We start from the raw sequence: 21,277 nt of genomic DNA, 5'->3' as shown, positions 1-21,277 counted from the left end.
GCCGCGTGGACCGATTGACCGCGCTCATGGTGGAACACGCGGTGATGGTGGTGTTCATCGCCACTTTCGTTTCGCGTGTCGGGTTGCCCCTGCCGGCGGCGCCCTTGCTCGTGGTGGCCGGTGCGCTGGCCGCCGTGGCGCAGCCGGCGGTGCTCGTGGCCCTGGTGGTCGCGTCGTGGCTCGGCAGCGTGCTGGGCAACGGGATCTGGTTCTACCTGGGCCGCCTCTACGGCTATCGCTTCATGCGGCTTCTTTGCAAGATCTCGATCTCGCCCGATTCCTGCGTCCGCAGCAGTGAGACGCTGATCGGACGCTGGGGCGGCCTCTCGCTCGTGGCGGCCAAGTTCGTCCCCGGCGTCTCGGTCGTGGCGCCGCCGATGGCTGGTGCGCTGGGCATGTCGTCATTGCGCTTCCTCGCGTTCGAGACGGCGGGCGCGTTGATGTGGGCCGCGATTTTCATGGCCCTGGGCTGGCTCTTCCGCGACCAGATCCAGGCCGTGCTGGAGGCGCTGTCCGAGGCGGGCAGCATCGCAGGCGTTGCGCTGGTGGTGGTCGTGGCCGTGTTCGTGGCGTATCGCTACTGGCGACGCCGCACCATGCTGCGCCTCACGGGATTGCCGCGCGTCACCGTCGGCGAACTGCTGGGATTGATGAAGGGCGAGCCGCCGCCGATCGTGATCGACGTGCGTGGCGAAGGGGGCGTTCAGGTCGATCCGAGGCGTATTCCCGGTGCCTTGCCGATCTCGCTCAAGGAGATCCAGCAGCGGCGGGCCCAGCTTCCCTTCGAGGGCGAGGACCGCGAGATCATCCTGTATTGCAGCTGTCCGAACGAGATCTCGGCCGCGTTGGGGGCGCAGGTGCTGCTGGCGCGAGGGATGAAGCGTGCGCGGCCGTTGGCGGGCGGGCTGGAGGCCTGGGTCGAGGCCGGGCATCCGACCTTGCAATACTGATCAGCGATCGCCGGCGCCCAGCGGCGGCGCAATCTCTTCGAGCGGCTTGCGCTCCGCGTCCACCGCCCAGCGCAGCGCGAGAAGCCCTGCCACGATGACGAGCGCGGCGCCCACCGCATAGCCCGCGGCGACGGCGCCGCGGCTGCCGGTCTCGATCAGCGCGCCGAACAGCACCGGCGCGACGAAGCCGCCCGCACCGGTGCCCACCGCATAGAAGATCGAGATCGCGACCGCGCGCATCTCCAGCGGAAAGACTTCGCTGACCGTGAGATAGGCCGAGCTTGCCGCCGCCGAAGCCAGGAAGAACACCGCCGACCAGCACAGCGCCTGGCTGCGCGCATCGAGCCAGCCCTCCATGAAGGCCCAACCGGTCAACGCGAGCCCGACGCCCGAGAGGACATAGGTCAGCGCGATCATCCGGCGGCGGCCCACGCGGTCGAAGAGAGGGCCGAGCACCAGAGGCCCCAGCACATTGCCGAGTGCGAAGGGGAAGATGTAGAGCCCGACCTTGCCTTCGGGCACGCCATGGAAGCGCGTCAGCACCAGTGCGTAGGTGAAGAAGATTGCGTTGTAGAAGAAGGCCTGCGAAATCATCAGCGCCAGCGCGACCATGCTGCGCCGCGGGTAACGCCGCAACAGGACACCCGCAACTTCGCGCCAGCCCGGACGTGCGCTTCCGCCGAAAGTCACGTGGCCCACGGCGGCAGGCAGCGGGCCGTGTTGCGATGCCACCTCCGCCTCGATCTGCCGCACGATGGCTTCCGCCTCGTCCGCGCGGCCATGCGCCATCAGCCATCGCGGGCTCTCGGGCACGTCGCGCCGCACCAGCAGGATCGCCACTGCGAGCAGCGCGCCGAGCGCGAAGCCTGCGCGCCAGCCCAGGACCGGGCCGAGCACGCGCGGATCGAGCAGCCACAGGCTCAGGCCCGCGCCGAGCGCCGCACCGACCCAAAAGCTGCCATTGATCGCCAGGTTGACGCGGCCGCGCACGCGCGCGGGGATCAGCTCGTCGATCGCGGAATTGATGGCCGCGTATTCGCCGCCGATCCCCAGGCCGGTCGCGAAGCGGCACACGGCGAAAAAGGTGAAGCCGGGCGAGAAGGCCGTGGCCAGCGTCGCGGCCGCATAGATGGCAAGGGTGAGCAGGAAGAGCCGCTTGCGCCCCAGCCGGTCGGCGAGCCGCCCGAACACGAGCGCACCGATCACGGCGCCGGCAATGTAGAGCGATCCGGACGCGCCGATCTGTGCCGCATTGAGTGCCAGCGTGTCAGGCCGCTCCAGAACGCCGCCAATGGAGCCGACCAGCGTGACCTCGAGCCCGTCGAGGATCCATGCCACGCCGAGCGCAATGACGACGCGCCAGTGCCAGCGCGACCAGGGCAGGCGGTCGAGACGGGCCGGGATGTCGCTGCGCGTGGCGTCCATGTCGGCGTCGGTCCGGCCGCCTCCGTCTACATCGCCCAGATGCGCGGCGGCTGGCTGGGCAACTTCCAGAGTTCTGAACGCCAGGCCATCCAGACCCTGCGCAGCAACTGCATCGCCGGTTCGACCACTGGCGCGAGCGCCCGGAGGACGATGACTTCCGCGTGCGGGCTGGTGGCGCCTGCGCTCTCCTGCAACGCGTGGCCGTCGATCAGCGATCTCGCGACGTCGAGCGCGGCCTCGCGCCGCTCGCGTGCGATCGGCGAACCGGCGACGAAGAAGATCGATGCGATGCAGCGATGGCCGGCGAATCCCAGGGGGCTCTGGAGCAGCCGATGGTCGGACGCATCGATCCGGCCGCGTTCCAGCCACACGCCGGGCGCTTCGATGTGCTGCTGCAGCGTGCCTTGTTCGAAGGGCTTGCCGGCGTTGGGCAGGCCCAGGGCGGTAACGTCCCAGCCGATCAACTCGGCACCGGGCGCGGCGCGCAGCGTCAGGCGGTTCTCTGCGCGGCAGCCGCTGAAGCAGATGGCTTCGAGCGGCAACCATTCGAGCCGCGCGCCGGCGTCCAGCGTCAACTCGGCGCGTTGCAGCGCCAGTTCGCCATCGGAGCGGTAGAAGCGGCTCGCGCCCGGTGTCGTGATCAGGCCATGGCTACCCGCTGCGGCATGCACGCGGATGTCCAGCGTGTCGCCGCCCACCAGGCCGCCCGGCGGATGAACCAGCACGTTGTGGCAGACGGCATCGCCCTCGGGGTAGAGGCTCTGGAGGATGCGCAAGGGGCCGTCATGGGTGAATCGCGCAACGCTGCGGCGGTTTTCAAGCTGATAGTCGAGTTCGAGTCGCGCGTGCCATGGCATGGGCCAGAGTGTAGGCGCCATGCATCGGACCGAACTTCACCCGGTATAGGGCCCCTTGACCTCACCCCAGCCCCAACGGGGCATGGGCGCATCGGCGTCCACGGTGACGCCGGCCTGTGAGTTCATGACTGCGAGCCGGGAGCCCCACTCGAGATAGGCGACCAACGCCGATCGGAATTCGGGATCGTCCGGCATCGCCAGTTCATCTGCCGTTTCCAGAAGCAGCGCAACCCAGCGGCGACGCTGGTCTTGCTGCAAATGGCGGTTCAAGTGCTGCCGGATCATGTGCGGGTGCCCCCCGTGGCTCTTCGAGTAGTCCGTCGGGCCACCTAGCACTTCGCCGAGGAACGCAGCAACGTGGGCCGGATGATCGGCACCCATGTGCGCGAAGACCGGCGCCAGCAGTGCGTCGGCCTTGACGTGTTCATAGAACCGCGTCGTCAGCCGGAGCAGCGCGTCGCTGCCGCCGAGCCATTGATAGAGGGTCGGAACGTCGGAATCTGACATGGCCCGGGAAGTTGGTCGTTGGGACGCATTGTGCGAATGTCGGCAAGCCGCGGCAACTGCCCACATGGACAGGCCCTAGAGCAGCGAGATCTCCTGCGCACGCGCCAGGGCGCCGATGCGGTTCTTCACGCCGAGTTTTGCGAAGATGTTGTGCAGGTGCCATTTGACGGTCGCTTCAGAAAGAAACAGGCTCTGCGCCAGCTCGCGATTGCCCAGGCCCGCCTTGAGGAGCCGCAGGATCTTGAGTTCGCGCTCGGTCAGTTCCTCCGCCTCGGTGCGCTCGCGCGGTGCCGCGAGCGGCGCCGCCGACACGTTGCGGCCGCCCGCTTCGAGCAGTTGCTGCAAGTAGGCCACGGGCGCCAGCCCGTCCGCGGCGGTGCCGACGGCCGTGCGTCGCGCGCGGATGGCGTCGGCCATGTCCAGCAGCGACGGCTCCGCATCGAGGAGGCTGCGCAGCAGCCCGCACCGCGAAGCCAGCGCCAATGCCTCGTCGAGGGTGCGCAGCGCCTGGGCGGCCTCCTGCGACCGGTGCTGGTGCGCCGCCTTGAGCGCCAGCAGGCGCGCGGTCTGCGCCTGATGACCGTCGCGCTGGGCACGGCGCAGCGCGTCGTTCAGGGCGCCGACGGCGCTCGCGCCATTGCCTTGCGCGAGACGCAGCCGCAGGATCGAGAGACAGACGCTGTCTTCCTCGGGCGCGCCTTGCGCGGCGATGCCGGTCGCGCCGGGGCCGATGAAGCCATAGGACTGCGCTAGCCGCGTTGCGTCGTCGAGCGATGCGGCCTGCAGCCGCAAGGCGCAGCGTTGCGCCGCGAGGATGCGCGCGAGCCTCGGCAATCGCAGTCGATGCCCCAGTGACTCGCCTTCGAGCAGGCAGGCGTCCGCCGCCGCAAGATCGCCGCGCAGGCGAAGCAGCCGCGCGCGCGTGAGGTAGCCGGCCGCGCTCATTTCCACCAGACCATGCTCGTCGATGAACGGCAGTCCGAGTTCGAGGTAGCGCTGGGCCTGCGCGAGCTCACCCTGTTCGTAGCAGACCTCCGCCGCCAGCAGGGTCAGCATCGATCCCGCATAGGAGGCGACACCCAGGCTGGGCTCCACCGTCGCAAGACCGACGCGGGCCTGCGCCATGGCCTCCGGATAGTCGCCGCGGCGCATCGCGATCATCATGCCCAGCGCGCTGGCCCAGGCCAGGCCGTAGTGCGCGCCGCATTCCTCGAACGCGCGGCGCGCGATCGCGAGCGCCTGCAGTCCCTGCTCGAAGCCGTCGGTGGCGCAGCAGCCCGAAGCGAGCACGTTGGCCACCACGCCGGTGCGGAACGCATCCGCGCGCGGCCACGATCTCAGCCATGCCTCGCTCGCCGCCTTGGCGAGCAGGGGCTGGTCGGACAGCGCGTAGTACACGCAGCGAATCATCTCGACCATGCTGCGCACGGCTTCATCGCCATCGTCCGTGCAGGCGCTTTCGAGCGATCGGAGCTCCTGGTCGGCCTCCGCGTGGCGGCGGGTGAGCACCAGCGACCACGCATGGCCGGTGCGGATCTTGGGGCGCGCCAGGACCAGCGCCGGCGGAAGTCGTGTCAGCCAGCCGAGCAGCGTCGCATGCTCGCCGCGATGCTGGACGAGTTCCGCCGAGAACTCCGCGACCAGATCGGCAGCGCGCTCGATGTCTTGTCCATCGAAGGCATAGCGCACGGCCTCGTGCGGCAGTCGATGGCGGTTGAACCAGTCGCTCGCACGCAGGCACGCGGCGCGCGATGCCTCGGCAGGCCGTTCCTTGGCGCGGCCCCGCAGGTAGTCGGCGAAGAGATGGTGGTACCGGAACCAGGTGCGCGAGCGGTCGAGCCCCGAAAGGAACAGGTTGCGCGCCTCGATCTCGGCGAGCATCGAACGGCTGTCGCCGCGCTGCAGCACTTCGTCGCAGAACTCGGCGCAGAAGCGCTCGAAGCCGGCCGTGCCGAGCAGGAAGTCGCGCAGCTCGGGCCGCAGGCTGTCGAGCACCTGCTCGCCGAGATAGTCGGTGATGTCGCGATCGGTGCCCGAGAAGGCGGCGAGGAAGGCGTCCTTGTCCTCGCTTTCGCGCAGCGCGAGCGAAGCGAGTTGCAGGCCGGCGATCCAGCCCTCGGTGAGTTCGTGCAGGGTCCGGACCTGGCTGTGCTCCAGCGGCGCGCCGCCGACGCGGCCGACGAAGTCGGCAGCCTCGTCCAGTTCCAGACCAAAGTGCGACGCGCTCAATTCGAGCAGTTCGCCGCGCAGCCGAAGCTGGCTCAACGAAAGCGGAAGTCGCGTGCGGCTCGCGATCAGCAGCCCCGAGGTGGGCGGCAGGTGGGCCAGCAGCCATTCGAGCTTGCGGTGCACGGTCTCGTTGTGCACGAGATGAAAGTCGTCGAGCACCAGCATCAGCCGCCGATCGTGGCCCATCAGGTCATGCAGCAGCGAGGCCATCACGGCGTCGAGCGAGGCCATGCTGCCGCCCTCGATCTGCGCGAGCGCGCTGCGGCCCAGTCGTGGATCGGCGTGATGCAGGGCCGCGGCGACATAGCGGATGAAGTGCAAGGGATCGTTGTCCTCGGCGTCGAGGCTGAGCCATGCGCAGGTCACCCCGAGCGGCTCCAACTGCGCGACGAACTGCGCCAGTGCCGTGGTCTTGCCGTAGCCGGCGGCCGCCGTCACGCTGATCACACGGCGCGCCAGTCCCGCATGCAGGAGCGCCGAAAGCCGGTTGCGCTCGAGCAGGCTCAGCGAGAGTTGCGGCGGTGCGAGCTTGGACTCGACCAGTACCGTCGCCGATGGCGAAACCTCGCCCGACCTGCCTGCCGCCCGCGCCATGGGTGCTCCTTGCTGCACAACGAAGGGCGCTCAGTGTGCCTGATACAGCGTGACGACACACGCCCCGCCGAGCCCGAGGTTGTGCTGAAGCGCAACGCGTGCCCCGGGCACCTGCCGGTCGCCCGCGGCGCCGCGCAGTTGCCACACGAGTTCCGCGCACTGAGCGAGCCCCGTGGCGCCCAGCGGATGCCCTTTCGACAGCAGCCCGCCCGAGGGATTGACGACCCAGCGCCCGCCGTAGGTGTTGTCGCCGTCGAGCACCATCTGCTCGCCGCCGCCTTCTGCGACGAGGCCCAGCGCCTCGTAGGTCAGCAACTCGTTGGCGGTGAAGCAGTCATGGAGTTCGATCACGTCGATGTCCTCCGGCCCGATGCCGCCTTCGAGGTACACCTGCTGTGCGGCGCTCCGGCTCATCTCGAAGCCGACGAGCCTGCGCATGTCCTGTGAATCGAAACTGTCCGGGCGGTCGGTGGTCATCGCCTGCGCGGTGATGCGCACGGCGGTGCTCAGTCCGTGCCGCCGGGCGAAGCCTTCCGTGCAGAGTACGGCCGCGGCGGCACCACAGGTCGGCGGGCAGCATTGCAGCCGCGTCATCGGGTCGAAGACGGTGGGGGAGGCCATCACTTCTTCGAGCGTGACCGGATCGCGGAAGACGGCCAGCGGATTGCGCGCCGCATGGCTGCGCGCCTTGACCGCGATGCGCGCAAAGGTCTCGGCCTTCGTGCCGAAGTGCTCGGCATGCCAGCGTGCCGCGCCGCCGAAGTACTGCGCGGCGATCGGCGCGGTCTCCGGGCCCTGGATCGCTTCCATCGTGGCCTGGAAGCGGCCCAGCGGGTCCGGCCGGTCGGTGAAGCTTGCGCCCAGCGCGCCGGCCTTCATCTGCTCGAAGCCCAGCGCGAGTGCGCATTCGACCGCGCCGCTGGCCACGGCCTGCCGTGCGAGGAAGAGCGCGGTCGAGCCCGTCGCGCAGTTGTTGTTGACATTGACGACGGGAATGCCGCTCAGCCCGACCTCGTAGAGCGCAGCTTGCCCACAGGTCGAATCACCGAAGACGTAGCCGGCATAGGCCTGCTCGACGCGCAGGTAGTCCACGCCTGCGTCGTCCAGCGCCGCACGCGCCGCATCGGCGCCCATCCGGGGATAGGGCGCACTCCGGCCGGGCTTGGTGAAGGGCACCATGCCGACGCCGGCCACGCAAACGACGTTGTTCATTCATCTCTCCATGCGAGGGTCCATCGAACAGGCAGCGCACCGAGCCGGGCTTCGGTGGCCTGCATCAGGGTTTCGGCTTCCGGCCCCTTCGGGCGGCGGGCGGTCAGGCGCGCCTCCAGGCCGTGGCGCGGATGCGGCTCGACCGCCACCTGCACGTCCACGTCACCGCACACAGCCTGCACTGCTTCGGCGAGTGCGCGCGCGATGGTCTGCTGGCGCAGGGCGGGCTTGTAGATCTTGTTGACCGCGGTGAGCGGCATCGCTTCGAGCACCACCACGTCCACCGGCACCGCTGCGCGCTCCGTGATCGCGGTGCGTGCATGCGCAAGGATCTCCGCCGCGTCGCAACGCATGCCTTTGCGCAGCGTGACGTAGGCCATCGGCAGTTCGCCGGCGTGCGCATCAGGCTTGCCGACGGCTGCCGCCAGTTCGACCGCGGGGTGGCGCATCAGGCCTTCCTCGATCATCGCGGGATCGATGTTGTGGCCGCCGCGGATGATCAGGTCCTTGGCGCGGCCGGTCAGCCAGAAGTAGCCGCGCGGATCCTGCCGCCCCAGGTCGCCGGTGTTGAGCCAGCCGCCGTCGAGGCGGATGCCGGCGTCGTCGCTCTCGTTGACGTAGCCCGAGAAGACGAAGGGCCCGCGCAGGAGGATGGTGCCGATTTCGTCGACTGCCGCATCTCGTGCCACCTTGCCGTCGGCACCGAGATGCGCCACCTTCATCTCCTGGTAGGGCAGCCGCAGGCCGATCGAGCCGATCGCGCGGTCGCCGTCGCGCGGGTTCAACGAGCTGACGCAGGTCGCCTCGGTCATGCCGTAGCCTTCGAGCAGCTTGAGGCCGGTCGCGCGCTCGAAGCGCTGGAACAGCTCGGGCGCGAGCGGCGCCGCGCCGCAGATGGCGAAGCGCAATGAGCGGATGTTGGCGTCTTCGCGCGGCACGTTCAGAAGCGCGGAGAGCACCGTAGGCACGGCGCTGAAGAAGGTCGCGCGATAGCGTTCGACCGAACGCCAGAAGGCCGGAATGGTGCGCGGGTTGCGATAGCCGGCTGGCGACAGCAGCACCACGTGCGCGCCCACGCTGAACGGCGCCAGGCCCGTGACCATCATCGCGTTTGAATGGAAGAGCGGCAGCCCGCAGAGCAGGGTGTCGCTGGCGGTGATGTCGGTCACGGTCGTCACGGCCCAGGCATTGGCCGCTTCGTTGAAGTGCGTGCGGCGCGCGAGCTTCGGCGTGCCCGTGGTGCCGCCGGTGTGAAAGTACGAGCTGATGTCGTCGCCCGAAGGTGCCGACGGCGCGAGCAGTCGGCCGCCCGGCTGATCCGCAAGGAGCGCCTCGAAATCGAGTGCCCACGGCGGACAAGGGCCGATGCCGCCGACACGCAGCACGGCGCGCAGCGTCGGCACGCGCCCGCGCAGGGCTTCGACCTTTTCCCAGATGCCCGGCGTGTCGAGCCGGCCTTGCGCGACGAGCACCGACGCCCCCGCAGCCTGGAGGATGCCGGCCATGTGGTCGACCTCCAGGAACGGGTTGATCGGGTTCACGATGCCGACCGCCTCCGCACCCCAGAGCGTGAAGTGCGTCTCGGGCAGGTTGGGCAACAGGTACGCGACGACGTCGCGACGGCCGACGCCCAGGCTGTGGAAGGCGTTGGCCGCCTGCGTGACGCGAGCGAACAGTGTGGCGTAGTCGTAGAGCGTCTCGCCGCCGGACGGGTCGCCGTCGTGCACATAGGTCAGCGCCGGCGCCCGCGGCGTGGCGGCGGCCTGGCGGGCGATCGCGGCGTAGCTCGACACCGGCTGCGCCAGCCGGTCGCCGATCCGCACTTCCTCGATCGCTTCGATGTCCGCCAGGTTGCGCAGGGGTGGGCGAAGTCTCGTCATCGGCGCTTCAGGTCTCGACCCGGAGTTCCGGCTTGGCCACCAGCCCGAAGCTGCGCAGTACGCCGAGCAGCTCGTGGTGGCCGAAGGCCTGGCAGCCGGAGGCGAAGCCGACCCGCTTGGGCGGCTGCTGCAGCAGTGAGTAGGCGGCATGGGCCTGCAGCAGGCCGGTCTGCTTGTAGTTGCAGTTGCCGAAGATGACGCAGTGCGCGCGGCCGAGCGGCCCGGTCGCATGCACCGAATCGACCGACTTGTTCAGGCGCGGGTTCTCGCGCGGCGGCATGCTGTTCATCACGCCGGCGGCGGTCTTCGCCAGCGCGGCATAACGCTCGTCGGGCGGCATCCCTTCGGTGGCCTTCAAGGCCGCGGCAACGATCTGCGGCACGCCCAGCATCAGCGGCTTGTTGAAGACGCCGCCCAGCACCTTGACGTTGGCTACCCGCGGGTCCTTGCGGAACCACACCGGATGCGAGGTGCCGCCCCAAGGCAGGGCCAGCGCCATCTCGTGCTGGCCCGGGATGGCCAGGTTGTAGAGGCCGGCATCGGGTTGCCATTCGACCATCTGGTTCTGTTGCAAGAAGAAGGCCTTGGAGGTGGCGGCATTCACCAGGATGGTTTGCGTCGAGGCGATGGTCGGGCTGCCGCCCCAGAAGACCGCGATGTCCAGCGTGTCCAGGCCCGGCGTCTCCAGGCACAGCTGGGCCGCGATCTCGCCGGTGGTGTACATCTGCGCCAGGCCGGGCGACAGCAGCAGGCCGGCTTGCGCGAACTTCGTGCCGAACTCTTCCTCCAGCGTGATAAGCCAGTCTTGCTCGCCGGTGGTGTCGGTGTAGTGGCACTTGGCGGCGAGGCAGGCGTGGACCACCTCGGGGCCGAACTTGGCGAACGGGCCGACCGTGTTCAGCACCACCGAGGCGCCGGTGAAGAGCTTGGTCAGCGCTTCGGTGGTGTGCGCCACCTCGACCACTTCGTAGTCGGCGGTCTCGATGCCGGCCACATTGGACTTCATGGCCGCGTTCAGCTTCTCCGCGCTGCGGCCGGCGGCGATGAAGGGCACGCCGTACTCGCGCAGGTATTCGCAGACCAGCCGACCGGTGTAGCCGCTGGCGCCGTAGACGATGACGGGCTTCTTGCTTTTGCTCATGGTGTTCTTTCTCTGCTGTGTGGGGCGTTCAAAGAAGGGACGAACTCGCGCCGCCGTCGAGCACGAAGGCGCTGCCGTTCGAGAAGCTGGAGCGGCTCGATGCGAGGAAGACCGCGAGGTTTGCCACTTCCTCCGGCGTTCCGTAGCGACCCTGGCGCTGCGTGATCAACGCAGCGAAATCCGGCAGGTTGAGTTGCTTCTCGAATTCCTGTTTGTGGGACTTGACCAGATCGGTCTCGACGAAGCCCGGCAGGATCGCGTTCACGCGCACGTTGTGCGAACGCAGTTCGACCGCCGCGGTCTGCGTGAGCGACATCACGCCGGCCTTGGCCGCCGCGTAGCTGCCGATCAGCGGGCATGCGCCCTTGGCAGTGATCGAGGCCATGTTGATGATGCAACCGCCGCCCGCGGCGACCATTACCGGCGCGGCGTAGCGGATGCACAGGAACACGCCGTCGAGGTTGACCGAGGTGACCTCGCGCCATTGCTCGTAGCTCGTCTGCGCAAGTGGCGTGACCGTCGCGATGCCGGCGTTCGGCACCATGATGTCGAGGCGGCCGTGCCGCTTCGTTGCTTCGGCCACGAGCGCCTCGACCTGCGCCGGAACGCGTACGTCGCAGGTGAAGGCGCTGGCGCCAAGCAGCGAGCTCGCCACACGCTGCGCCGCGTTTGCGTCGATGTCCGAGACGATCACCTTGGCGCCCTCGGCGGCGTAGGCGCGTGCAATGGCTTCGCCCAGGCCTCTTCCCGCGCCGGTGACGATCGCGACCTTGTCCTTGAGAAGTTGTGCACCGTTCATAGCAATCCGGCAGACAGGCCGCCGTCCAGGATGTAGTGGGAGCCGGTGGTCCAGCTGGAGGCGTCGGACGCGAGGAAGGCGGTCATTTCAGCCACCTCCAGCGGCGTGCCGAGCCGTAGCTGCTTGGCCGCGACGAGCGCATCGAAGGGAACGCCGACGACCGCCTCGACCGTCGGGATCAGCCGTTCGACCATCGCCGTGCCGACGAAGCCTGGGCACACCGCATTGACGCGGATGCCGGTGGGTCGAAGCTCCGCAGCCGCGACGCGGCTGAGCTGGATCACCGCCGCCTTCGACGCGCAGTACGAACCGAACAGCGGCACGCCGTTGGTGCCGGCGAGCGAAGAGATGTTGACGATCGACCCGCGCCCCGATGCGGCCAGCGCCGCAAGCGAATGCTTCATGCCGAGGAAGACGCCCATCACGTTGATGTTCATGAGTCGGTTGAACTCTTCCTCGGTCTGGTCGAACAAGGGCTTCACGATTTCGATGCCCGCGTTGTTGACCAGCGTGTCCATGCCGCCAAAGGCGCTTGTGGTGGCTTCGACGGCGCGCGCGAAGTCGGCCGCCGAAGTGACGTCGCAGCGCACCGAGCGCGCCATCGGGCCGAGGGCGTCGGCCGTTTTCGCGGCGCCAGCCTCGTCGATGTCGGCGAGCATCACCTGCGCGCCGCGCTCGACGAAGAGCTCGGCGATCGCTCGCCCGAGGCCCTGCGCAGCGCCCGTGATGAGGGCCTTTCGGCCCTGCAGTTCGATCATGTGTTGTCTCCTGGATTCGAAATCAGGAGCGCTATTCGACGCCCGGGAGACCAGGATGCCGCCCACCTAAAGGTTGGTTTTTTCTGCTGCGGCGCAGCAGCGAATGTTGTTACTCGCCCTTCAGCAAGCGGCGCAACTTGCCGCGCAGCGGCGTTTCTTCCCGCAGTGATGCACCGCCGAGCTTCTGTGCCATGAGTTCGCGGCTGCTGCCGTCGCGCAGGTCGATCTCGCGCACCACCTGGCCAGCCTGGTAGACGAAGGCGACGTCGGCGAGTTCGAGCACGTCGTCGATGTCGTGCGTGATCATCAACACCGGAATTCCCCATTCGCGGCGCATGGTCGCGAGGTCTTGCCGAACACTGCTGCGCAGCATCGGATTGAGCGCTGCGAAGGGCTCGTCCAGCAGCAGCACCTGCGGTCGGCAGGCCAGCGCGCGAGCAAGCGCCACCCGCTGCTGCTGACCACCGGAGAGCGTCCGCGGCCTGCTGCCGGCCATGGCGGTCAGGTCGAAGCTCTCCAGCAAGGCATCGACACGGTCGCTGTCCTCTCGCGACATCCGGGGGTGACGCCACGACGTGAGTCCGAATGCGACGTTGTCGCGGACCGACAGATGCGGAAAGAGTGCGTAGTTCTGGAACAGGTAGCCGATGCGGCGCTCGGGTGTCGGAATGTCGATGTGCCGCGTGGAATCGAAGAGGGTGCGTCCGTCGAGCCGCACGTGGCCTCGCGCCGGGTGCAAAAGCCCTGCGATCGCCTGGAAGGTCAGCGACTTGCCTGCGCCGGAAGGGCCGTAGAGCGCCGCGAAGGGAACGTCCGTCGCGAAGCGCGCGGCAAGGTCGAATCGCCGGGCGTGGTCCGTGACTGTCAGCTGAAGATCGACATCGATCACGGTTTGCCGAAGCCGAAACGCGCCAGGGTCTGCTGTGCCACGTCGGTCGAAAGGAAGGCAATGAAGTCCTGCGCGAGGCCCTTTTCCTTGCTCTCGGCGACGACCGCGACCGGGTAGGTCACCGGCGTGTGACCCGACGTCGTGAGCACGACCTTGACCTTGTCGCCCATGATCGCCGCGTCGGTGCGGTAGACGAATCCTGCTTCGACCTCGCCGCGGCTCACGTAGTCGAGCACCTGCCGCACGCTGTCGGCCTGCACGAACTTGGGTTCGAGCGTGGTCCAGAGCTTGGCGCTGTCGAGCACTTCCTTGGTGTAGCGGCCCACCGGCACCGTTGCAGTCTTGCCGACGGCAATCTTCTTGACGGCAGACCCCGTCAGGTCTTGCAGCGACTTGACGCCCGCGCCTTCCTTGGCGGGTTCGATCAGCACCAGGCTGTTGCTTGCGAAGTTCTTGCGCGTGGCGGTGTCGATCAGCTTTTGGTCCGCGGCCCGGTTCATGGTTTCCTGGTCGGCGCTGGCGAAGACATCCACAGGCGCGCCCTGGCTGATCTGTTGCAGCAGCACGCCCGAAGCGGCGAAATTGAACCGGACCGTCGCGCCGGGCTTGGTGGCCTCGAACTTCGGCCCGAGTTCCTTGAACGCATCCGTCAGGCTCGCGGCCGCCGACACGGTGATCTGCTGGGCGGCAGCGCCCAAGGGCAGGGCCAGTGCGAGGACGAGGGCGGCGAGACGTGACGTGCGCATGATGCGGCTCCTTGGATTTCAACGGAGGGAGAAGAAGCGGTTCGACAGAACCAGCACGGTGATCGATAGCAGCGATGTGACGATCACAAGCACCAGCGCGAGATCGTCGTTGCCGGCCTGGGCTGCGTCATAAATCGCCATCGACAGGGTCTGGGTCTGTTTCGGGATGGACCCCGCCACCATCAATGAGGCGCCGAACTCCCCCATGGCCCGTGCGAAGGCCAGCAGCGTGCCCGCCAGGATGCCCGGCCATGCAAGCGGCAGCGTCACGCGCAGGAAGACGGAGAAGGGCGACTGGCGCAGGGTGCTGGCCGCCGCTTCGAGCGAGCGGTCGACGCCTTCGAAGGCGGCACTCGCCGACTTGAGCACCAGCGGCAGTGCCACCACGGCCGATGCCACGACGGCGCCATGCCAGCTGAAGATGATGGTGTAGTCGAAGTGGTCGCGCAGCCAGCCGCCGAGCGGACTGCGCCGGCCCGCAGCGACGAGGATGCCGTAGCCGATCACCGTCGGCGGCAGCACGAGCGGCAGCATGAACAGCGATTCGAGCACCGTGGAACCCGGGAACTGCTTGCGTGCGAAGACCCATCCGAGCGCCACGCCGGCCAGCAGTGCCAGCAGCGTGGCAAAAGCGGCGACCTTGACCGACAGCACCAGCGGTGACCAGTCCATCGAGGCAAGCAGCGAGGTCGTCGTGTTCATGAGGGAATCACGAGATTGTTACACACAGACAAGTTTGATGCGCTCAGCGAGGTTCGGATCTGGAAAGATGACAATCTCCATATACTGAAAGATACAGCGGCGCCAACATCATGCGACACCCCGAATACGACACCGTAGTCCATTCCGTCGCCGGTAAACCGGAGTTCCGCCGCGTCACGGAGGTTCACGAATGGCGCGTCGAGAAGGCGCTGGACGCCGACGGCTTCGTCATCTCGGTGGTGTCGGCCAACGGAGAGGCGCAATCTTTTCTGGTGGCGCGCACGGACGCGCAGGACATGGGCGACGTGCTGCGCCGGAAGGCCGGTCCGGGCTGAGGCTTACGCCATCCGGTCGTCCGACCGGGTCTCCAGCAACTGATCCAGCCTGGCGCCGAACCAACCCACGCGCTCCGTGCTGCGCACATCGAAACGCGGCACGTAGGGCTTGATGTCCAGCACCGGTGTCTGGTCAAGCATGTCGTTGCCGCTGAAATGAAGCGTGCACCCTTCGACCAACTCCAGCCGCACGATGGAAAGGCCGATCCGATTGGGCCGCGCCGGCGCCCGAGTCGCGAAAACACCGTGGGATTCGGTGTCGAGGAAGGGCACCACCTCGAGCAGTTCCCTGGCGCAGCGGTCCATGTGGGTCAGAAGGATCAGGAACTCGAAGCCCTCGATGTCCCGGAGTCCCGCCGCGAATTCGGGGAAGACCTCGACGCGGCCGGGTTCGTCGGGCGCGCCGGCCGTCTGGATCGGCATGCCGGCGACGTCGGTGAAGCGGCTGTGCACTACGCCGATGGGGCGGCAAGCGATCGTCATGGTCATTGCGCCAGCAGGCGGGTCAGTGCGGTGATGTCCGCCGCGGCGGCGACGCGCGCGGTGCTCTCGATGGCGCGGTAGTGCTGCACGATCTGCTCGCCGATCGGCGTGAGGGCCGTTCCACCGCCATGCGCGCCGCCGGCGGCTGTGGTCACGGCGGGTGAACTCAAGGCGCGGTTCATTTCGTCGATGAGCATCCAGGCACGCCGGTAGGACATGCCGAGCTGGCGCCCCGCGGCGGAAATGGAGCCGGTCTCCGCGATGGCTTCGAGCAACGCGATCTTTCCCGGGCCGATGGCGATGCTGTCGTCCCGGTAGATGCGCAGGCGGAACTGCACTTTGGATTTCATGCAGCGGAGGTTAATCGATCCCGCGCCAGATCCACGAAGGCACGCAGCTTCGGCGCCTGCGCCGCGCGCCGAGGGAAATAGAGGAACAGGCCCGGCTCCTCGAAGGCCGATTTGGGCAGCAGTTGGCGCAGGCGGCCGTCGCGCAGTTCGGCGCGGACCAGCGGCTCGAAGATGTAGGCAATGCCGACGTCAGCGAGTGCCAGTTCCTTGGCGTACAGCGCGTCGGTCACGCGGACCGTGCCCGTGACTTCGACGGCCACGTGCGCGCCCTTGTCACGCAGGTCCCAGGCGTACACGCCCCCCGAAGTCACGAACCGAAAGCCGATGCAGTTGTGCTGGGCGAGCGCGGCAATGTTGCGTGGCACACCAGCTTCCGACAGGTAGCACGGCGTCGCCACCAGGATGGCCTGGAACGGCGGCGTGAGACGCACCGCCACCATGTCCTGCGCGACCGTGTGTCCGAGCCGCACGCCGGCGTCATAGCCGGCGGCCACGATGTCGGTCAGTCCGTCGTCGCTCGTGACTTCGACCATGAGGTTCGGGTGGCGGCGCGCCATCTCGGCGATGAGCGGGGTGATGGCCATCGGCAGCGCCACATGCGGCGCATTGATGCGCAACACGCCGCCGACATGTCCCAGGGATTCGCCGAACCGGTCCACAGCATCGGCGATCTCGCCCATGGCGGGGCCGAGCAGGCCGATGAAGTTCTCGCCGGCCTCGGTCAACCGCACGCTGCGCGTGGTGCGGGCGAAGAGCGGCTGGCCGAGTTGGTCCTCGACCGCGCGCACGGCGTGGCTCACGGCCGATGCGCTCATGCCGAGTTCGGCCGCTGCCGCAGCGAAGCCGCCGCGCCGGTGCACCGCAAGCACGATCGCGAGATGAGGGAGGAGGGCGCGGTCCATTCATGCATCGTATCGCAAGGTACATTCGATTTATTCTGTCTAGTCGACGAATGAAGTTCCGGGAATAGTTGCACTCACGTACCAAACGCCAGAGGAACCGATATGTCGACCCTTGCCCCCGCTTCCGCCCTCACGCCCAAGACCTGGTTCATCACCGGCGCCGCCTCCGGCTTTGGCCGCGCGTTCGCCGAGCACGCGCAGGCGCAAGGCCACAACGTGGTCGCTACTGCGCGCGAGATCGATCGCCTCGCCGATCTGGTCGCGCTGGCGCCCGAACGGACCCTGGCCGTGCCGCTCGACGTCGACGCAGCCGGCGCCGCGGAGGTCGCCATCCAAGCAGCCGTCGCGCGTTTCGGTCGCATCGACGTGCTCATCAACAACGCGGGCTACGGAGTGGTCGGCGCGCTGGAGGAGACCTCAGACGCCGAACTGCGCGCGCTGATGAACACCAACTTCTTCGGCGCGATGGCGGCGACTCGCGCCGCTCTACCGGTGCTGCGCGCTCAACGTTCGGGAGCGATCGTCAACATGTCCAGCCTGGGTGGCCAGCTTTCCTTTGCGGGCTTCAGCGCGTACTCCGCATCGAAGTTCGCGCTCGAAGGCGCGTCCGAAGCCCTGGCGCAGGAAGTCGCTCCCTTCGGCATCAAGGTGCTGATCGTCGAGCCGGGCCAGTTCCGCACGCAGCTCGCCGGGAGCGGCATGCGGCACATGCCGTTGATCGAGGACTACCAGCCGGTGGTCGGCGGCACGCGTGAGTTCGCGCGCACCATGCACAACACCCAGCCCGGCGATCCGCGCAAGGCTGCCGCCGCGATCGAGCGGGCCTTGAACGATGCGCACACGCCCTTGCGCCTGCAACTGGGCGGGGATTCCATCGATGCGATCCGTGCCCACTCGGAAGCGCTTCTCAAGGACATGCAAGCCTGGGAGGCCGTGAGCCGCGGCACGGATTTCGTAACAAGCCCGTGATCGTCGCCTACAGCATCGACGGGAAGCCGCTGGACCGCAGCGGTATGGCGCGCCTTGTCGTGCCCGGCGACGTCAAGGCGGCCCGCTCGGTCTCGAACCTGGCTGCGATCGAAGTCGTCGCGCTGCCGGCTGCGCGTTGAGCTTTCAGGTTTTCCACGCCCCGGCGTGCGCCGCGCTGGCCTCGTCGATCAGCGCAGGGCCGATGCACTCGATCGGATGCGGCGACGCGCGGAACACGTCGCGGCACGACAACTCGGCATCGCGTTGATCGCCGTGTTCCCCGCGAAAGATGCGCAGTCGCTCCGCGTCGATGCCGAACACCACGCGGCCGATGTTGGACCAGAAGATGGCGCCGGCACACATGACGCAGGGCTCGCCTGACGAATAAATGGTCGCGCCGGCCAGTTCTTCCCGTGACAGCTTGCGTTCGCCGAGCATGCTCACTGCGTTGGTCTCGGCGTGGCCTGTCACATCGCCGGTTTCGGCCGTGTTGCAGTAGGCCTCGGCCAGGACCTCGCCCGCGGCGGAAACCACCACGGCGCCGAACGGGCGGTTGCCGCGGCGTCGCGCCGCATGCGACCAGACGATGGCCTTTCGGAGGTAGCGGCCATCGCGTTCGTCCAACTGAGTCTCGGGAGGAAGGAGGTCGGCAGGAAGTGCGCGCATGCCTGAATGTTACGTTCACCGCGCGCGGGCAGCATCGCGCTGTTGAAAATCGCGCGCCCAATCGGGCCCGCAACTTGCATCAGAACCCGCGCAGAGTAGAAGCGTTCAGCCCGGTGCGCCTGGATTCACAGGCGGCCCGTGGCGGGAAATTGCTCTTTCATGGTCGTCCCCACGCACAACCGAAGGAGTCTCTTCATGCTCGTCACGCAACAACCCGTCTTCCGCAAGTTCTGGCATGCCGTCATGCCGCTGGCCGACCTGCAGCAGGGGCCGAAGCCCTTCACGCTGCTCGGCGAGAGCATCGTCCTCTTCCTCGACGCTGACGGCCAGCCCGCAGCATTGCGCGATCGCTGCTGCCATCGCACGGCGAAGCTGTCGAAGGGCTGGTGCGTCGACCGCGAAGGCAAGGCCTGCGGTCAGGGCGCCATCCAGTGCGGCTATCACGGCTGGACGTATGACCGCGGCGGGCAGGTGATCCGCATCCCGCAGTACGAAGCCGACCGCAAGATCTCGCCTGAATACAAGACCACCGCCTACCACTGCACGGCGCGTTACGGCTACGCGTGGGTAGCGCTGGAGGAGCCGATCGCGGGCATTCCGGAGATCCCCGAGTTCGACGATCCGGGCTTTCGCACGATCCACCAGTTCTATGAAGAGTGGCAGACCAGCCCAATGCGTGCGCTGGAGAACTCCTTCGACAACTCGCACTTCAGCTTCGTGCATCGCGCAACCTTCGGCGTGGCCGCCAGCCCCAAGCCGAGCAAGTACGAACTGATCGAGAACGACAGCGGCTTCCATGCCGAGACGATCATCCAGGCGGTCAACCCGGCGAAGTTCCATGCCATCAGCGGCGTGACCGATCCGATCACCACGCGCCACATGCGCAACGCCTATTTCCTGCCGTTCTCGCGCCGGCTCGATATCGAATACCCGTCAGGCATCCGCCACATCATCATCAACTGCTTCACGCCGATCGACGACGGCCGCATGCAGTTGTGCCAATGGCTGTTTCGCAACGACAGCGAAGCCGATTGTCCGGCGCAGATGCTGATCGACTTCGACGAGGAGATCACGCGGGAGGACAAGGACATCCTCGAATCCACCGACCCCGATGCGCTGGTCGACACACGGCGGCGTGGCGTCGAATATTCGATGGAGTCCGATCGGCCCGGCATGTTGATCCGCAAGCATCTGATGCAACTGCTGGCAAAGCATGGTGAGGTCGAGATCCATCGCGGGATGCGCGTGGTGCCGCTCGCTCGGGCGGAGGCTACCATCGCGGCCTGACCTCAGGAGACCTTCATGAGCATCACAGTCCGCCGCGACGGCATCACCGGCACACGGCACATCGTCAAGATTCGCGCGCACGAGTTTGCGGTCGACCCATCGCCGGATCTCGGCGGCAAGGATGAAGGTCCTTTGCCGCATGATCTCTACGACGCATCGCTCGGTGCCTGCAAGGCGCTCACGGTGCTCGTCTACGCGCAGCGCAAGGGCATTCCAGTGGAAGAAATCGAAGTGATCGTCGACCGCGACGACAGCGAGGAGCGCAAGGGCACCTATCGGCTCGGGACTTCGTTGCGCGTCACGGGCGACCTGAGCGAGGCGCAGCGCGCCGACCTGCTGCGCGTGGCGGGCAAGTGCCCGGTGCACCGCCTGATGACCGAGGTCAAGACGGAAATCGAGACCCGCCTGGTCTGATAGGGCGGGGCCGCGGCGCTCAGCCGACCACCACTTCGCTGATCTGCATCTCCGGCTTCAGGTCGGTGTAGTTCGCGATATCGCCCAGGATCTCCTTCGCGTGCGGACCGAAGGCCGCCTGGAAGGTTTCGACCGAGTCGCAGAAGATGTGGCACATGCCGACGTACACCGGCGGCGTGCCGGGTGCGCCGCCGGCGATGCCCTTGTCGATGGTGTAGGACTTGCAGGCCTCGCCCATCAGCCGCTTGAGCAACGGCATGTGCGTGTCGCGGTAGTAGTCGTGGTCGAATCGGGCGCCCGGGGTGTGCGGATACATCACGCTGACTTTGATCATGCTCGTCTCCTTTGTGCAAGGAGGCGAGCATAGGAGATGCCGCGTGCGCCGTCGAGCGGCTTTCGGTCACTCGGTCACTCGTTCTGCGAACCGCGATGCGCCCAGGCGGTGGTGTGCTTCTCGATCACACTGAAGACCTCGTACATCCCCATTGCCATCGCGCCCACCACCATCAAGCCCGCGAAGGCCAGGCCCATCTGCATGGACGAACCGGCGGAGATCAGCAGATAGCCGATGCCCTCGTTGGAGGCCGTCATCTCCGACACCGTGGTGCCGACGAAGGCCAGCGTGATCGCGACCTTGAGCGAGCCGTAGAAATACGGCAGCGAGCGCGGCAGGCCGATCTTGATCAGCACGTCCCAGCGCTTGGCGCCCAGCACGCGCAGCACGTCTTCCAGCTCGGGTTCGAGCGTCGCGAGGCCGGTCGCGATATTGACCATGATCGGGAAGAAGCTGATGAGAAAGGCCGTCAGGATCGCCGGCCCGATGCCGATGCCGAACCACACGACCAGGATCGGCACAAACGCCGCCTTGGGCAGCGCGTTGAAGGCCGTCATCAGCGGATACACGGCCGAATAGGCGATGCGCGAACTGCCGATCACGAAGCCCAGCAGCACCCCGACGACGATGGCAATGCCGAAGCCAGCCATCGTGACCCAGAAGGTGCGCCACGCATGGCCGGCGATGATTTCCTTGAATTCCCAGAACTGCGTCCAGATGCGCCACGGGCTCGGGAAGATGAACTCCGACACGCCGAATCCCGAGCAGATGACCTGCCACAGCACGAGGACGGCGACCAGCAGCAGCCACGGCGACCAGCGTTCGATTTGCTTCTTGTTTTTCATCGT

At 67.4% G+C, this 21,277-nt stretch carries 24 protein-coding genes; 6 read left to right on the top strand and 18 right to left on the bottom strand.

All coding sequences use genetic code 11. The features are described 5' to 3' along the window. Positions 1-5 precede the first annotated feature (5 nt). Positions 6-950, top strand: coding sequence for a VTT domain-containing protein (locus tag AC1DN9_RS28120; RefSeq protein ID WP_478105450.1), 945 nt, complete (start codon positions 6-8; stop codon positions 948-950). On the opposite strand, the gene AC1DN9_RS28115 is transcribed toward AC1DN9_RS28120, so the two are convergent. The 12 genes from AC1DN9_RS28115 to modB all read right to left on the bottom strand — a co-directional run bounded on the left by AC1DN9_RS28115 (position 951) and on the right by modB (position 14,689). Further along, complete coding sequence (locus AC1DN9_RS28115; protein ID WP_478105448.1) at positions 951-2,375, bottom strand: MFS transporter; 1,425 nt, start codon at positions 2,373-2,375, stop codon at positions 951-953. Between the two features lie 26 nt (positions 2,376-2,401). After that, positions 2,402-3,232 (bottom strand): urease accessory protein UreD, encoded by an 831-nt coding sequence (locus AC1DN9_RS28110; RefSeq protein WP_478105446.1) that lies wholly within the window; start codon positions 3,230-3,232, stop codon positions 2,402-2,404. Positions 3,233-3,268: 36 nt separating this feature from the next. Then, positions 3,269-3,739, bottom strand: a complete 471-nt coding sequence (locus AC1DN9_RS28105) for a group II truncated hemoglobin (protein WP_478105444.1) — start codon at positions 3,737-3,739, stop codon at positions 3,269-3,271. A 75-nt stretch (positions 3,740-3,814) separates the two neighbouring features. Further along, positions 3,815-6,562, bottom strand: coding sequence for a winged helix-turn-helix domain-containing protein (locus AC1DN9_RS28100; RefSeq protein WP_478105442.1), 2,748 nt, complete (start codon positions 6,560-6,562; stop codon positions 3,815-3,817). Between the two features lie 30 nt (positions 6,563-6,592). After that, a complete protein-coding gene (locus AC1DN9_RS28095; protein WP_478105440.1) occupies positions 6,593-7,774 on the bottom strand; it encodes a lipid-transfer protein in 1,182 nt (393 codons plus the stop codon). After that, positions 7,771-9,654, bottom strand: a complete 1,884-nt coding sequence (locus AC1DN9_RS28090; protein ID WP_478105438.1) for an acyl-CoA synthetase — start codon at positions 9,652-9,654, stop codon at positions 7,771-7,773. Before AC1DN9_RS28090 ends, AC1DN9_RS28095 begins: the two co-directional genes overlap by 4 nt. A 7-nt stretch (positions 9,655-9,661) precedes the next feature. Beyond that, positions 9,662-10,795 (bottom strand): DUF5938 domain-containing protein, encoded by a 1,134-nt coding sequence (locus AC1DN9_RS28085; RefSeq protein WP_478105436.1) that lies wholly within the window; start codon positions 10,793-10,795, stop codon positions 9,662-9,664. A gap of 28 nt (positions 10,796-10,823) precedes the next feature. Next, positions 10,824-11,594: an SDR family NAD(P)-dependent oxidoreductase gene (locus AC1DN9_RS28080; RefSeq protein WP_478105435.1), complete on the bottom strand. Its 771-nt coding sequence runs from the start codon at positions 11,592-11,594 to the stop codon at positions 10,824-10,826. Beyond that, the gene (locus AC1DN9_RS28075; RefSeq protein WP_478105433.1) at positions 11,591-12,352 is read right to left on the bottom strand and encodes an SDR family NAD(P)-dependent oxidoreductase; all 762 of its coding nucleotides are present in this window, start codon (positions 12,350-12,352) and stop codon (positions 11,591-11,593) included. Before AC1DN9_RS28075 ends, AC1DN9_RS28080 begins: the two co-directional genes overlap by 4 nt. Positions 12,353-12,461: 109 nt before the next feature. After that, positions 12,462-13,241 (bottom strand): ABC transporter ATP-binding protein, encoded by a 780-nt coding sequence (locus AC1DN9_RS28070; RefSeq protein ID WP_478105430.1) that lies wholly within the window; start codon positions 13,239-13,241, stop codon positions 12,462-12,464. Beyond that, the gene (gene modA, locus AC1DN9_RS28065; protein WP_478105428.1) at positions 13,238-13,987 is read right to left on the bottom strand and encodes a molybdate ABC transporter substrate-binding protein; all 750 of its coding nucleotides are present in this window, start codon (positions 13,985-13,987) and stop codon (positions 13,238-13,240) included. Before modA ends, AC1DN9_RS28070 begins: the two co-directional genes overlap by 4 nt. Positions 13,988-14,005: 18 nt before the next feature. Next, positions 14,006-14,689 carry a molybdate ABC transporter permease subunit gene (gene modB, locus AC1DN9_RS28060; RefSeq protein ID WP_478105425.1) on the bottom strand — a complete coding sequence of 228 codons (684 nt, stop codon included), beginning with the start codon at positions 14,687-14,689 and terminating at the stop codon, positions 14,006-14,008. 110 nt (positions 14,690-14,799) lie between these two features. On the opposite strand from modB, the gene AC1DN9_RS28055 reads away from it, so the two are divergent. Further along, entirely contained in the window at positions 14,800-15,024 is a 225-nt protein-coding gene (locus AC1DN9_RS28055; protein WP_478105423.1) for a hypothetical protein, read from the top strand. Between the two features lie 3 nt (positions 15,025-15,027). Here AC1DN9_RS28055 and tsaA read toward each other — a convergent pair whose 3' ends face one another. Genes tsaA through AC1DN9_RS28040 form a run of 3 tightly spaced genes read right to left on the bottom strand, consistent with a single transcriptional unit; the run spans position 15,028 to position 16,759 of the window. Then, positions 15,028-15,513: a tRNA (N6-threonylcarbamoyladenosine(37)-N6)-methyltransferase TrmO gene (gene tsaA / locus AC1DN9_RS28050; RefSeq protein WP_478105421.1), complete on the bottom strand. Its 486-nt coding sequence runs from the start codon at positions 15,511-15,513 to the stop codon at positions 15,028-15,030. Continuing rightward, on the bottom strand, positions 15,510-15,857 hold the full coding sequence (locus AC1DN9_RS28045; RefSeq protein WP_478105419.1) for a winged helix-turn-helix domain-containing protein: 348 nt from the start codon (positions 15,855-15,857) through the stop codon (positions 15,510-15,512). The genes tsaA and AC1DN9_RS28045 overlap by 4 nt, the downstream gene beginning before the upstream one ends. Then, positions 15,854-16,759 (bottom strand): LysR family transcriptional regulator, encoded by a 906-nt coding sequence (locus tag AC1DN9_RS28040; protein WP_478105417.1) that lies wholly within the window; start codon positions 16,757-16,759, stop codon positions 15,854-15,856. Before AC1DN9_RS28040 ends, AC1DN9_RS28045 begins: the two co-directional genes overlap by 4 nt. A gap of 102 nt (positions 16,760-16,861) precedes the next feature. On the opposite strand from AC1DN9_RS28040, the gene AC1DN9_RS28035 reads away from it, so the two are divergent. Continuing rightward, positions 16,862-17,728: an oxidoreductase gene (locus tag AC1DN9_RS28035; RefSeq protein WP_478105414.1), complete on the top strand. Its 867-nt coding sequence runs from the start codon at positions 16,862-16,864 to the stop codon at positions 17,726-17,728. Further along, a complete protein-coding gene (locus AC1DN9_RS28030) occupies positions 17,725-17,868 on the top strand; it encodes a hypothetical protein (protein ID WP_478105412.1) in 144 nt (47 codons plus the stop codon). The genes AC1DN9_RS28035 and AC1DN9_RS28030 overlap by 4 nt, the downstream gene beginning before the upstream one ends. 4 nt (positions 17,869-17,872) lie before the next feature. Here AC1DN9_RS28030 and AC1DN9_RS28025 read toward each other — a convergent pair whose 3' ends face one another. After that, on the bottom strand, positions 17,873-18,394 hold the full coding sequence (locus AC1DN9_RS28025) for a nucleoside deaminase (RefSeq protein WP_478105410.1): 522 nt from the start codon (positions 18,392-18,394) through the stop codon (positions 17,873-17,875). A 195-nt stretch (positions 18,395-18,589) separates the two neighbouring features. Here AC1DN9_RS28025 and AC1DN9_RS28020 point away from each other — a divergent pair, with 195 nt between their 5' ends. Both AC1DN9_RS28020 and AC1DN9_RS28015 read left to right on the top strand, forming a co-directional pair. Then, on the top strand, positions 18,590-19,681 hold the full coding sequence (locus AC1DN9_RS28020; protein ID WP_478105408.1) for an aromatic ring-hydroxylating dioxygenase subunit alpha: 1,092 nt from the start codon (positions 18,590-18,592) through the stop codon (positions 19,679-19,681). A gap of 15 nt (positions 19,682-19,696) precedes the next feature. Further along, entirely contained in the window at positions 19,697-20,095 is a 399-nt protein-coding gene (locus AC1DN9_RS28015) for an OsmC family protein (protein WP_478105406.1), read from the top strand. A 19-nt stretch (positions 20,096-20,114) separates the two neighbouring features. Here AC1DN9_RS28015 and AC1DN9_RS28010 read toward each other — a convergent pair whose 3' ends face one another. Both AC1DN9_RS28010 and AC1DN9_RS28005 read right to left on the bottom strand, forming a co-directional pair. Next, positions 20,115-20,429 (bottom strand): EthD family reductase, encoded by a 315-nt coding sequence (locus AC1DN9_RS28010; protein WP_478105404.1) that lies wholly within the window; start codon positions 20,427-20,429, stop codon positions 20,115-20,117. Positions 20,430-20,503: 74 nt separating this feature from the next. Then, on the bottom strand, positions 20,504-21,274 hold the full coding sequence (locus AC1DN9_RS28005; RefSeq protein WP_478105402.1) for an ABC transporter permease: 771 nt from the start codon (positions 21,272-21,274) through the stop codon (positions 20,504-20,506). Positions 21,275-21,277: the final 3 nt, after the last annotated feature.

Source organism: Variovorax sp. 05L425 (genome assembly GCF_056397705.1).
Note: the sequence above shows the minus strand (reverse complement) of the source record. Positions and strands in the feature narration are given on the sequence as shown.